Source organism: Dysgonomonas sp. HDW5A (genome assembly GCF_011299555.1).
Lineage (GTDB): Bacteria > Bacteroidota > Bacteroidia > Bacteroidales > Dysgonomonadaceae > Dysgonomonas_A.
Genome location: NZ_CP049857.1, coordinates 1,372,575 through 1,385,741 on the forward strand (window position 1 = coordinate 1,372,575; position 13,167 = coordinate 1,385,741).

The 13,167-nt window shown below is 37.4% G+C and carries 10 protein-coding genes; 5 read left to right on the forward strand and 5 right to left on the reverse strand.

Features of this window, described 5'->3' with window-relative positions; translation table 11 throughout:
* Positions 1–4: 4 nt before the first annotated feature.
* The 4 genes from G7050_RS05740 to G7050_RS05755 form a co-directional block, all read right to left on the reverse strand.
* Entirely contained in the window at positions 5–640 is a 636-nt protein-coding gene (locus G7050_RS05740) for an O-methyltransferase (RefSeq protein ID WP_166112469.1), read from the reverse strand.
* A 316-nt stretch (positions 641–956) separates the two neighbouring features.
* Positions 957–2,420, reverse strand: coding sequence for a pyruvate kinase (gene pyk / locus G7050_RS05745; protein ID WP_166112472.1), 1,464 nt, complete (start codon positions 2,418–2,420; stop codon positions 957–959).
* Positions 2,421–2,444: 24 nt separating this feature from the next.
* Positions 2,445–2,873: a type II 3-dehydroquinate dehydratase gene (gene aroQ, locus G7050_RS05750; RefSeq protein WP_166112475.1), complete on the reverse strand. Its 429-nt coding sequence runs from the start codon at positions 2,871–2,873 to the stop codon at positions 2,445–2,447.
* Positions 2,874–3,068: 195 nt separating this feature from the next.
* The gene (locus tag G7050_RS05755) at positions 3,069–4,967 is read right to left on the reverse strand and encodes an amidophosphoribosyltransferase (protein WP_166112478.1); all 1,899 of its coding nucleotides are present in this window, start codon (positions 4,965–4,967) and stop codon (positions 3,069–3,071) included.
* Between the two features lie 364 nt (positions 4,968–5,331).
* Between G7050_RS05755 and G7050_RS05760 the strand changes: the two genes are divergently transcribed.
* The 5 genes from G7050_RS05760 (at position 5,332) to G7050_RS05780 (ending at position 11,280) form a co-directional block, all read left to right on the forward strand.
* The gene (locus tag G7050_RS05760; RefSeq protein WP_166112481.1) at positions 5,332–6,021 is read left to right on the forward strand and encodes an ABC transporter ATP-binding protein; all 690 of its coding nucleotides are present in this window, start codon (positions 5,332–5,334) and stop codon (positions 6,019–6,021) included.
* A gap of 7 nt (positions 6,022–6,028) precedes the next feature.
* Entirely contained in the window at positions 6,029–7,282 is a 1,254-nt protein-coding gene (locus G7050_RS05765; protein WP_166112484.1) for an ABC transporter permease, read from the forward strand.
* 113 nt (positions 7,283–7,395) lie between these two features.
* Positions 7,396–8,652, forward strand: coding sequence for an ABC transporter permease (locus tag G7050_RS05770; RefSeq protein ID WP_166112487.1), 1,257 nt, complete (start codon positions 7,396–7,398; stop codon positions 8,650–8,652).
* 88 nt (positions 8,653–8,740) lie between these two features.
* Positions 8,741–9,865, forward strand: coding sequence for an efflux RND transporter periplasmic adaptor subunit (locus tag G7050_RS05775; RefSeq protein WP_370521948.1), 1,125 nt, complete (start codon positions 8,741–8,743; stop codon positions 9,863–9,865).
* A gap of 71 nt (positions 9,866–9,936) precedes the next feature.
* Positions 9,937–11,280, forward strand: a complete 1,344-nt coding sequence (locus G7050_RS05780; protein ID WP_166112494.1) for a TolC family protein — start codon at positions 9,937–9,939, stop codon at positions 11,278–11,280.
* A 133-nt stretch (positions 11,281–11,413) separates the two neighbouring features.
* On the opposite strand, the gene G7050_RS05785 is transcribed toward G7050_RS05780, so the two are convergent.
* Complete coding sequence (locus tag G7050_RS05785) at positions 11,414–13,111, reverse strand: lipopolysaccharide assembly protein LapB (protein WP_166112497.1); 1,698 nt, start codon at positions 13,109–13,111, stop codon at positions 11,414–11,416.
* Positions 13,112–13,167: the final 56 nt, after the last annotated feature.

Here is a 13,167-nt window from a genome sequence, read left to right on the forward strand (position 1 = left end):
AGCCTTATTTTTTCCAGATAAGAGTCAGTCCGTCCCGAATGGGTAAAACTACTTTCTCTACTCTGTCGTCTTTTGCCAGCATATCATTAAATGCTTGTATCCCGATTGTTTGCTTATCAGTAGGATGAGGTGTCTCTAAAACTTTACCATCCCAAAGCGTATTGTCTGCTATAATCAAGCCTCCCGGACGAACTTTATCAAATATCAAATCATAATATTCGCAATAATGCCGTTTGTTGGCATCTATAAAAACAAGGTCAAAGATACAATCTATTGTTGGTATTATTTGTATTGCATCACCAATATGTAAGTGTATCTTATCTTTAAGTTTCGATTTATGCAGATGTTTCAGGATGAAATCTTCCAGCTCATCATTTACTTCTATTGTATGTATTTCTGCATCATCAGAAGCACTTTCAGCTAAACAAAGCGTTGCATAGGCTGTATAAGTGCCTATTTCCAGAATGTATTTAGGCTGTATCATTCTGCAAAACATCTTGAGTAGCCTACCTTGTAAATGTCCTGATATCATGCGAGGACGGAGCAGATTTACGTGAGCATCCCGATTGAGATTTTTCAGTAATTCGCCCTCCTCATCAATATGAGATAGGATATATTGTTCTATATTGTCTTGCTCCATATTTCTATATAAGATCTTTTACAGAGTGTAAAATTAATAATTTCGACGTTTCTTCGCACTACAATATTTTCTCTTTCTAGTGTAAACCCTTTGTTTAAGAAGAAAGGAAGAGCTGCCTCTGAGGCATCAGCCGTTAGTTTCTTTGCCTTCTATTTCTACAGTTTGTATAATGCCTTTGTGCTGATGATCGGGCAAAAGGCACAGTCTTGATTTATAAATATTGATCGTCTTTAAAACAAATGAGATAATAAACGATTTTTATGTCGCTATTATCTCATCAGTTGCAGTTATGCTATTTTGTTTTTATACAAAGCAATTATTCTACAGGAACATCATATTTGTCACCAGCATCAAGTACTTTACCTACATTGTTGATTTCAAGGAAAGATGTACCTCCACCTTCAGTGAAACTTCCACTTAGGTAAGCAACAGTATCTTCTTTGCTTACAAATTTAGATTCAGTAAGATTTTGTAATGCTTTCAAGAAATATTGTTTGTGTTTGTTAGTTGTATAACCGGTATCCTCTTGGAAACGAGCATCAACACCATAACAAACTGAAAGGTAACGAGCAACTTCTTCTTTGTTACAGATTGCGAATACTGGGTTTTTGCTACGGAAAGCAGCCAATGTACGTGCAGTACGTCCAGTTACACTATCAGTAATAATTGCTTTAACACCAAGTTGGTTTACTGATTTAACAGCTTGTTTAGCAAGGAATGAAGTGTTGTCATATTCTGAATCTTTAAATGGAACAGGAATAATATTCTCTTCCAATTTAGAAATTTCAGCAGCACGAGCTACTTGAGCCATTGTGCGAACAGCTTCAACAGGATATTTACCATAAGCAGTTTCACCACTTAACATCACAGCGTCAGTTCCGTAATATACTGCATTAGCAATATCGGCAACTTCTGCACGTGTTGGACGTGGATTTTCGATCATCGTATGTAACATTTGAGTTGCAACGATAACCGGTTTTTTGTATTCGATTGCTTTACGGATCAACAAACGTTGGATTCCCGGGATGTTTTCTTGAGGAACTTCGATACCTAAGTCTCCACGAGCTACCATCACACCATAAGCGTGTTCGTAAATTTCGTCGATGTTATCAACACCTTCTTGATTTTCGATTTTCGCGATGATTTTAATGTCACTATTGTGAGCATCTAATATTTTTTGAACGTCAAGAACGTCTTCTTTATGTCTTACGAAAGAGTGTGCAATGAAGTCAGCTCCGTATTTGATAGCGATTTCAATACATTTTTTGTCTTTTTCAGTAATTGAAGGTAGATTTACGCTAACACCAGGGATGTTTACGCTTTTACGGCTACCGATTGTTCCGTTATTTTGAACTTCTACAAGAAGATAGTCATTTCCTTTTTCTATTACTTTAAGAGCAGTCTCACCATCATCGATAAGAAGAAGGTTTCCAACAGGAACATCTTTTACGATACTTGGATATGAAACAGCTACTTGCTCTGGAGTCGATTTTACATTGATGTCTCCGATCACTTTCAGTCTATCACCTGTTTTCACAACAATTTTTTCACCAGATTCAGTTGCAGTTGTACGGATCTCAGGACCTTTAGTATCCATCATAAGACCGATAGTCTTAGATACTGTACGTACGTTGTTGATTACCTGAACGAATCCTTCTTCTGTCATGTGAGCTGAGTTCATTCGAACTACATTGATCCCTTCGTTGTACAACGATTGGATGAAATCAACATCACAACGCATGTCTGAAATTGTTGCAACAATTTTCGTTTTCTTAAACATAAAAGTAGTTTTTAATTATAATAATTATTTTGTATTTCTAATAATGTATTCTATTGCTAATCTGTAGGATTCGAAACCCAATCCGACTACTGCTCCTTTACAGGCTGGCGCTATCATCGATTTGTGGCGAAACTCTTCACGAGCATGAATATTAGATATATGCACCTCTATAACCGGAGTGGTTACTGCTTTAATTGCATCGTGTAAGGCAATTGAGGTGTGTGTATATGCTCCCGCATTCATCACAATACCATCATATTCAAATCCGACTTCGTGTATTTTATCTATCAGATCTCCTTCATGGTTAGATTGGTAATAGTATAATTCGCAACTATCAGAGTATGAGGAAACCAATTCGTCGAAATACGTATCAAATGTAGTATTTCCATATACAGTCGGCTCCCGCTTTCCCAACAAGTTCAAATTAGGTCCGTTTATTACCAATATCTTCATGTGTAATAGTGTTTTAGCTATTCAGGATGATTGATGAGAAATAATCATACAAAGATAGACATTTTTTTGTTCATTTAAATACTAAAGATATATTGTTTTGTGTAAAAACACAATGTGTTAATACGAAAAAAAACGGCAGTGGTATTCTGAAATGAATAATCTGCCGTTTTTTATAGAAATGTGGTGTATTTATACTTAATATGATCTTTTCTCTAAACCTTCAACATAGTTCAGGAAGGCTGTATTTACCGTGCGGTTTCCTCCCGGAGTTGGGTAGTTTCCTGAAAAATACCAGTCCCCATTGTTGTCAGGACACGCTTTGTGTAAGTTTTCGATGCTTTGGAAAACAATCTCCACTTTTGCTTCTGTGCCTTCGGGAGTCAACATCTGAGCTATTTTCTCAGAAATCTCCTCTTCAGTAAAAGGTTCGTATATTTCTTTGACATAATTTACAATTTCCTCTTTAGGCTTATTGCGTTGAGCGAGTGATTTACGATACACTTCGTCAATTACACTCTGCATTCCTTTGTCTTTAAGGAGTGCTATTGCTGCCCTGAAAGCAGCGAATTCGCTCATGCGAGACATGTCTATACCATAGCAGTCGGGGTACCTGATTTGAGGAGATGAAGACAAGACTACAATTTTTTTAGGGTGCAGTCGATCCAACATCTTGATGATACTTTGTTGGAGAGTTGTTCCCCTGACAATACTGTCATCTATTACAACGAGATTATCCTTATAAGGGCGGATCGATTCATAAGTGACATCATAAACGTGTGCAGCCAGATCGTTTCGACCTTTATCTTCCGAAATAAACGTTCTTAATTTGATATCTTTTATTGCCACTTTTTCGGTGCGGACTTTCATAGCTAAAATCCGTTTGATATCATCGTTGGTGGCATGCTCACCCTTTTCTCTGATTTTTTTAAACCTTACCTCTTGCATGTATTCCTCTAAGCCCTGCGTCATCCCGTAAAATGCAACTTCGGCGGTATTGGGGATAAAAGAAAATACAGTGTTACGAAGATCCGAATCAATAGATTTCAAGATGCGTGGAAGAAGAAGTTTTCCTAATTCTTTTCGCTCTCTGTAAATATCAGCATCTGATCCTCTTGAGAAGTAAATACGTTCAAAAGAACAAGGAGCGTATGATTCTTTTTTCTCTATAATCTGAGGAAACATTACGCGACCATCTTTTTTTACCACAATAGCTTGACCGGCTTCCAATTCTTTGATATCGGAAACATCCAGGTTCATTGTTGTTTGAATAACAGGACGTTCAGATGCTACAACGACAATCTCGTCATCCATATAATAATATGCCGGACGGATACCCCAAGGATCACGGAAAACAAATGAGTCCCCGCATCCTATAAGTCCACCGATCACAAATCCGCCATCCCATTTTTCGCTTGCTGTACGCAACATAAATGGTATATCCAGATTTTCTTCGATAAGTTTATTAAGTTCTGTTCCTTTAACAGTTTTGTCTTTTCCGTATTTGTCGAATTGGAATTGTACCTCACGATCTAAATAATGTCCAAGAGACTCCAACAGAACAAAAGTATCTGCATAATCACGAGGGTGTTGTCCTTCCTTAACCAGATCGTTAAATAATTCGTCAACATTCGTCATATTGAAATTACCGGCAATGGCCAGGTTTCGAGAAGCCCAGTTGTTTCGTCTCAGAAATGGATGCACATAAGACAGTCCGGTTTTCCCTGTAGTGCTATATCTCAGGTGACCAAGAAATAATTCACCGGCAAACGGTAGATTTTTTTTTGCGAAAACAGGATCATTCAGGTCGTCATGTGAAGTCTTGCCAAAATAATTATGAACATTGGCAAAAATTTCGGAGATAGCACTCGATCCGGTAGCTCTTTCTCTGAATATAAATTCAGTTCCCGGCTCAGCATCCAGTTTTACAACAGCCAATCCGGCACCTTCCTGCCCGCGGTTGTGTTGTTTTTCCATCAGCAGATATAGCTTATTTAAGCCATGTCGCCATGTACCATACTTTTCCTGATAATATTCAAGTGGTTTTAAAAGACGGATCATTGCGATCCCGCATTCGTGCTTTAAAGCTTCTGTCATTACAGTATTCTAAGGTGGAATTGTTCTTTTAATTAATCTAAAAAGATACTACAAATATACTGTGAATTTTGGATGAAAAAAAGCAAGATTTGTTTTTAATGGAAGAAAAAATATATGTTAAGAAAAAACGCTTCTTTTTTGTAACCAATCTTAAAAATAGGAGTCTTAATATAACGAGGCATGTTCTTAATTGCATATGAAGCACATGTAATTTTGTCTTTAAGTACTTTTTATGAGGTATTTGAGTAAAAAAAAGCATAAAAAGCTTGATGAATAAAAAAAAATTAGAACTTTGTGATATTTCCTTTCCAAATGATACTAATAGTAAAGTGTGGCTGACTAAAAATATATAAACAGACAAAAAGTGATACAAATAAGAAATCTTAATAAGACCTACTATGGCGGCTCACCTTTGCATGTGCTCAAAGGTATAGACATGAGTGTTGATAAAGGTGAATTTCTGTCTATAATGGGAGCATCAGGATCCGGCAAATCTACCTTGTTAAATATTCTGGGCATATTGGATACCTATGATACCGGTGAGTATTATTTAGATAATATTTTGATAAAAGACCTTAGTGAATCGAAAGCTGCAGAATTACGAAACCGTAAGATTGGCTTTATCTTTCAATCTTTTAATTTGATTACCTTTAAGAATGCCTTGGAAAACGTGGCTTTGCCCTTGTACTATCAAGGAGTAAGCCGCAAAAAGAGGAATATATTGGCTATGGAGTATCTTGATAAGATGGGGCTTGCCAGCCATGCTACGCATTTGCCTAACGAATTATCGGGAGGACAAAAGCAACGTGTGGCAATAGCCAGGGCTTTGATTGCTCAGCCTCAGATAATTCTGGCTGATGAGCCTACGGGAGCATTGGACAGTAAAACTTCGGAAGATGTAATGAGATTACTTCGTGAGATTAATGAGATCGACGGTATGACCATGATTATTGTAACGCACGAGCAAGGTGTAGCAGATGCTACTGATCGGGTGATACATATAAAGGATGGAATAATAGGATCGATCGAAATAAATAATCATCAAGGTAAATAGATATTCTATGTTTGATTTTGATTCATTAAGAGAGATTGGTGCTACCATCAATAAGAATAAACTCAGGACTTTCTTGACCGGGTTTTCTATTGCTTGGGGTATCTTCATGCTCATAGTTCTGCTTGGAGCCGGTAACGGACTTAAAAATGGTATTACCTCAAACTTCTCACGCCGGGCTAAAAATGCCGTAAGTGTAGGGGGAGGATTTGTTTCTATGCCCTACAAAGGCTTACCGGTTGACCGAGAAATTAAGTTTGACAATAAAGATTACGATTTACTTCGCAATAAGATCCCCGAGGCAGACTATGTGTCGGCTCAGATTGAACGTAGAGCAACCATATCCTTTAATAAAGAATATGGCTCATGGGGCATGTTTGGAGTGTATCCGGATGCTGCCTATATCAGCAATATTGATATGTCAACAGGAAAAGGTCGGTTTATCAATCAGATAGATATGGATCAGAGACGAAAAGTAATCGTTATCAATACCGAAATGGAACAAGTCCTTTTTAAAGGAGAAGAATCTTTAGGCAAGTATGTTACTTCTGACGGAATTGCCTATCAGGTAATAGGCGTATATAAAGATGAAACAGGGCGTACTAATGTCCCCTCCTATATTCCATTTTCTACGGCACAGAGCCTTTATGGTCAGGGTTATAAAGTAGACAGGCTCGATTTTACGGTAAAAGGTCTTACCACCATGCCTCAAAATGAAGCCTTTGTAAAAAGACTTAGAGAAAAGCTTGGTGCTTTGCATAATTTTGATCCTGAAGATAAATCAGCTATTTGGGTTTGGAATACAGCCGAGGATGCTGTCCAAACAGAATCTATATTTGGAGCCATAACTATGTTTATATGGGTTGTTGGTATTGCATCTCTAATCGCCGGAATCGTAGGCGTTGGAAATATTATGCTTATTACAGTAAAAGAGCGAACCCGAGAATTTGGTATACGGAAAGCAATCGGTGCAAATCCATATTCGATATTAAAGTTGGTTTTGTTAGAGTCAATTATTATAACTACCACTTTTGGGTATATAGGTATGGTAGTTGGTGTAGGACTTACCGAACTAATCAGTGAAGGTATGAAAATGGCACCTTCAGGCGATGGTGGTCCCAGTGTTTTCAAGGATCCTACTGTTGATCTCGGTATCGTTTTAGCAGCCACTTTAGTGCTGATTGTGTCAGGTGTGTTTGCCGGATATATTCCGGCGAAAAGGGCTGTAAGTATTAGCCCTATCGAAGCTATGCGTGCCGAATAAAGCCTCAGACCTTTTTATGGTTTTGGAGAGTATGTTAGGAATAGACAGATGTAATATTAGGGGTGTCGCATAAACATCACTGATGCTTAAAGAACAAAAAGAAATAGTAGAATATGTTCGATTTAGATAAGTGGCAGGAAATATGGAATACCATCACCGCAAACAAAATGCGAAGTGTGATGACCGGATTCGGCGTCTTTTGGGGAATATTTATGTTAGTGATTCTGATAGGTGTTGGTAATGCCTTTCAGGGAGGAATGGAACAAAATATTAAAGGATTTGCCACCAATTCGGGATTCTTTTTTACGAATGTAACCAGTGAGCCTTATAAAGGTTTTAGAAAAGGGCGTTGGTGGAATATGAATAATCGTGACCTTGAGATAATAAAACAAAAAGCGACAGCTTTAGAATATATTTCTCCCATGTTGTTTGGCGAAAGCTCGTCTAAAAATGTGGTGATGGGGCGTAAGTCAACTTCGGCTCAAGTTATGGGAGTATATCCCGACCAATTTAAAATACAAACACAGACGGTAATTAAAGGTCGTTTGTTTAATGATTTAGATATTAGAAACGTAAGTAAAGTCGCACTTATTGGAAAGACCGTTGCCGAAAATTTATTCGATAGTGGGCAAGACCCGATAGGGGCATATATTCGTGTAAATGGTATATATTTTCAGGTAGTAGGTGTAATACGTCCCAATTCGAAAGCTCAAATTGGAGGTGATGCAGAAACCTCTGTGTATATTCCTTTTTCAACCATGCAAAAAGCCTTTAATCAGGGCGATATTATTCACTTTATGGGAGCTACAGCCAAAGAAGGCATGTCTGTTTCCACACTTGAAGATCAAATCAAAACAATTTTAAAGACTAATCATAATATCGCACCGAATGACGAGAAAGCCGTTCGTAGTTTTAATATCGAAAAAGAGTTCAAAACCTTTGCCAATCTGTTTCTTGGAATCAGAACCCTTATCTGGATTGTAGGTCTTGGGTCTTTACTTTCTGGTATCATCGGTGTCAGTAATATTATGTTGGTTACGGTGCGTGAGCGAACTCGCGAAATTGGAGTACGTCGGGCATTGGGAGCAAAACCGGTCACAATAGTTTCACAAATTGTGAGCGAGAGTTTTATTCTTACTTTTATTGCAGGATTCGGAGGATTGTTCTTCGGAGTTATAATTCTGGAGTTAATAAGTATAGGAATGAGAGGAGGAGCAAGTGAAGATATGTTCTTTATACCACCTTTCATCTCTTTTGGGACAGCCCTTGTGTCAATGTCAATACTTATAGCTTCGGGACTTTTTGCCGGGCTGATGCCTGCTCTGCGAGCGTTAAGCATCAAAGCTATTGATGCAATCAGAGAAGAATAAATTTATCAAAAGACGAGATCTATAATTAGAAAAAGCAAAAAATAAACATCAATTAAATATGGAAAGTTACGGAAAAAAGAAAAGTCCTGTGAAGAAAATCTTCAGTATAATTGGAGTAGTTCTTATCGCAGTTGTAGTTGTAGGTGTTTTTGTTTTCCTCTGGAACAAGAGTCAGCCCAAAGAGGTTATTTATGAAATTGTCGAAGTTGTTGACGGCGATATTGAGAATACAACTGTTGCAACAGGAAAAGTTTCTCCCCGTGACGAAGTTCTTATTAAACCTCAGATTGCAGGTATTATAGAAACCGTATTAAAAGAAGCGGGTGACCACGTAAAAGCAGGAGAGGTGATAGCGACTATACAGGTTGTACCTGAGTCGTCCTCTTTAAGCGCAGCCGAATCCCAAGTAAATATTGCAAAGATAAATCTTAATTTGTCGAGTGCTGACTATAATCGTCAGAAGCAGTTATTTGAAAAAGGTGTGATAGCTAAAGAAGAAATGGATAAAGCTGAGGCCGATTACCGAAAAGCTCAGGAAGATGCCGAAAATGCTAAAGATAATTTAGATATTATCCGTACGGGAGTTTCTAAAAAAACAGCTAAATATAGTAATACGCAGATTAAATCTACTATTGATGGGATGATCCTAGATATACCGGTTAAAGTGGGTAATTCGGTTATTCAATCTAATAATTTTAATGAAGGAACTACTATTGCTACGATAGCTAACATGTCCGATATGATTTTTATAGGAAAGGTGGATGAAACTGAAGTAGGTCGTATTCATGTCGGAATGCCTATAAGATTGTCAATCGGTGCAATTGATAATAAAAAATTCGATGCTGTACTAGAATATGTTGCACCAAAAGGAGTAGAGGAAAACGGAGCTATTCTTTTTGAAATAAAGGCAGCAGCAAAAATTACAGATTCCATAGACATACGTGCAGGTTATAGTGCCAATGCTCAAATAATGGTGGCTAATGCTAAAGGTGTTTTAACTGTACCTGAGAGTACTGTATCTTTCAGCAACGATTCGGCATTTGTGTATGTGCTTACTCAAGAAACCCCCAAACAGGTATTTGACAAGAAGTATGTAACTGTTGGATTGTCGAATGGTATAAATATCGAAGTTAAATCGGGATTGACCAAAGGGCAAAAAATCAGAGGTAACGAAAAGGATGAAAAAGCGAATATACCTGAACAACCTAAGTAAGGTATACTAAAAGATGCTTATAATCAGTATGTATAAAAACAGGTTTGAGAACTTAAATACGATTTAGTTTGATGAAAAAATATATTATAGCAGTAGGTTGCTTATTATTAACACTGAGTGCACAAAGCCAGTCCGGTTGGACTTTAAGGCAATGTATAGATTTTGCGATAGAGCACAATATCGAAATAATGCAACAGGATCTGAAAGTTAAAGGAGCTGATGTAGATCTTAATTCAAGCAAAAACGAACAATTACCCGATTTAACAGGAGCTGTAGGACAAAGCTTCAATTTTGGACGTTCTCCTAATGCGTCTACAGGTGTTTTTGAGGCAAAAACAGCATCGCTTACGAGCTTCTCGGTATCAACAAGTGTGCCTATTTTTACGGGATTCCGTATCCAGAACCAAATAAAAGCGAATGAGTTGAGTTTATATGCGGCTATGGCAGGTCTGAATAAAGCGAAAGAAAATATGGAACTGCAAATTACAGCCTATTTTCTGGATGTTTTGTTTAAGAAAGAAATTCTGAAAGTGTTTAAGGAACAAGTATCTCTGACACAGACACAAGTAGAAAGAACTGCTATTTTGGTCGAAACCGGCAAAGTTGCACAGTCACAATTATATGATATAAAGGCACAATTAGCTAAGGATGAGTTGAATGTTACGACATCAGACAATGATCTTAAACTAAGCCTATTGAACTTGTCTCAAGCATTAAACCTCCAGACAATGGAGGATTTTGATATTGAGGCTCCTAAATTGACCGAAACCGTAATGGTTGAGGATGTATTATCTGGATTAGTAAAACCGGATGTTGTATACGATCAGGCAGTACAGACGAGACCTCACGTAAAGGAGGCTGAATTTAACGTTGAGAGCACCAAGAAGGCGTTAAAGGTGGCTCAGGCGGGATATTGGCCAACTCTTACTTTTGGAGCGTCATATGAAAATAGTTTCAGTCATGTTTATGATAACGACATTCCCAATTCGGCTATCGCTCATCAATTGAGAGATAACTACCGGATAGCTTTGGGGCTAAATCTAAGTGTGCCTATTTTTAATCGTTTCCAAACACGTAATCAGGTACGTCAAGCCCGTTTGAATATAGAGAATCAACAGCTGATACTCGATAATGTTAAGTTGGCTCTGTTTAAAGAAATCCAACAGGCATATCAAAATGCCACAGCGGCACAGGCGAAGTTTATTTCTACAGAGAAAGCCTATGAGGCAGCTGCCGAATCATTTAAATATGCTGAAGAGCGTTATCAGATAGGTAAAACAAGTGTTTTTGAATATAATGAAGCACAAACTAAATTGATAAGCAGTAAATCGGAACAAATACAATCTAAATACGATTTTGTGTTTAGAAGTAAGATATTGGATTTCTATCAAGGGAAAGAAATCAATATGGAGTAATGATACTTACCATGATTGCAAAATAAATAAGGCTACCGGATGGGTAGCCTTATTTATTTTATAATTTAACTTGAACTCTTTTTCTTTTAAGTAACCTCTATCTAATCTACTAAAAGAAATAACAAGTCGCAGTTTATTTCAATAAGAAAGATACAGTTGTATTGTTTGCAAACTTAGCAAACTCTAAATCGTAAATTGCTTGTTGTTTCAAAGAAGGGTCAGCCTCAAATGCGGCTCCTAAATGATGGGCAACACCTGTTGCATCATTTGTACGGGCAGCTACTATTGCTTCGAGGTAATGAGTCATACCATTTTTGTTGCTTATAGCATTAAGAGTTTGCTCTGCTTGGTTATAATTTTTGGTCAATATTTGAGCCAGTGCAGCATTGTTTGATTTAGTATTTCCAAATGCTTGAATAGCTTTATTATAATCACCTTTCTTTAAATACAATAGACCAAGAGCTTCATTTGAAGTATTAGCTTGTGAGCCACTTGCAATTAATTGCTCGGCTTTAGCGATATCACCGTCAGCCATTGCCAGCAAACCTAGATTCATATTGGGTTCAGGAGCTTTATTATTTATTTGTTGAGCTTTAACAAATGCTTTTTGAGCTGCATCTATCTGACCATTTTCGAAGTAGAAAGCACCTAGATTGTTCCATCCTCTGTAATCGGTAGGGAATCTTTGAGTTACCACCGTGTATATTCTTTCTTTAGGAGTACCGTCTAATGTTGCAGTATATAAAAGCTCATTAGCCGTAAGAGTAGATGGGTTAGTATTAAAAGCTTGAATCAATTCACTATCGGTTTTTCCAACGGTTTCAACATTAGCTATCAAACGAGAACGTCTTAGTTGAGGAAGTATGGTTTCTGCCAGATCCTTATATATAACTGAAATATTCTTGATTTCGCGTTCTCTATCCGCCGGGTCTTGATACATCGAAAGTACACGTAACACCAAGTCTTTGTCTTGAAGGCTCGAAGCTTCTACCAGCTTTTTGAAACCTTCCCAGTCTTGAGCTGTATAATTCGCATATACATTTGTATTTACATTCTCTTTTTTGAATTCTTTATTCAAATAACCGGTTGTGTTTTTTTCACGCTGCGCAGCCAATTTAGAGTTTAGGTCATAACCTCCATCGGGCGAAGCATAAGCTAATACTTCAACATTAACTTTTTGCTTAGGGTTATTATCAGCACTTTTCACCAGGCTTTTCCACGCTGCTAGATTATTCGAATTCAACTCACTCGATCTTAGTTCAGCTTGCTGAATAAGGAATAGGATGTTAGCATCATAAGCGTCCTTGATTAATTTTTGGAAATCATCGGGAGCGTCAGCCGGAGTATTGGTTAAAGCATTCGCTAATGCTGCTGTAGTAATCAATCCTTCAGAAATTTTCACATCAGGAAGAGTTACAGGTTTATTTTTGACAAGGGTTGTAAAGCGTAGATACAATGCAGGATTTGTCATTTCAGGATCATAATCAAATTCAGACTTGATTGTGAAAGGAGCACCTTGTTTTTGGAGAACAACAATACCGTTTCCGGCTATTTTCTCACCTTGATAATTAACGGATGTTCCTACTTGTTCTGAAATTCCCCACTTCAATACGGGTGTAATTGTTATTTCTGCATTTTTATTGAACCATTTCTCAGGGAATTTTCCATTTACAGTTACAGGGATTTTAGATCCTTGAACCTCCATTGGTGTTGGAGTTACACTGAAAAGTGATGGGGAGAGGGGTGTTAATTTGCTACTACACGAAACCAATATGACCGCAAACAATGCAATCATAGTAGACCGAAAGAGAATTTTAACCTTGTTTTTCATGTCTTTTGTTCTTTTATTATTAATTTAGTTCATATCTATATATAACGTATTATATA

Excerpts from the sequence above, each read along its gene's own strand:
- aroQ (WP_166112475.1), bottom strand. The coding sequence starts at position 2,873 with ATGAAGATATTGGTAATAAACGGACCTAATTTGAACTTGTTGGGAAAG.
- G7050_RS05770 (WP_166112487.1), top strand. The coding sequence starts at position 7,396 with ATGTTCGATTTAGATAAGTGGCAGGAAATATGGAATACCATCACCGCA.
- G7050_RS05780 (WP_166112494.1), top strand. The coding sequence starts at position 9,937 with ATGAAAAAATATATTATAGCAGTAGGTTGCTTATTATTAACACTGAGT.
- G7050_RS05740 (WP_166112469.1), bottom strand. The coding sequence starts at position 640 with ATGGAGCAAGACAATATAGAACAATATATCCTATCTCATATTGATGAG.
- G7050_RS05755 (WP_166112478.1), bottom strand. The coding sequence starts at position 4,967 with ATGACAGAAGCTTTAAAGCACGAATGCGGGATCGCAATGATCCGTCTT.
- G7050_RS05785 (WP_166112497.1), bottom strand. The coding sequence starts at position 13,111 with ATGAAAAACAAGGTTAAAATTCTCTTTCGGTCTACTATGATTGCATTG.
- pyk (WP_166112472.1), bottom strand. The coding sequence starts at position 2,420 with ATGTTTAAGAAAACGAAAATTGTTGCAACAATTTCAGACATGCGTTGT.
- G7050_RS05765 (WP_166112484.1), top strand. The coding sequence starts at position 6,029 with ATGTTTGATTTTGATTCATTAAGAGAGATTGGTGCTACCATCAATAAG.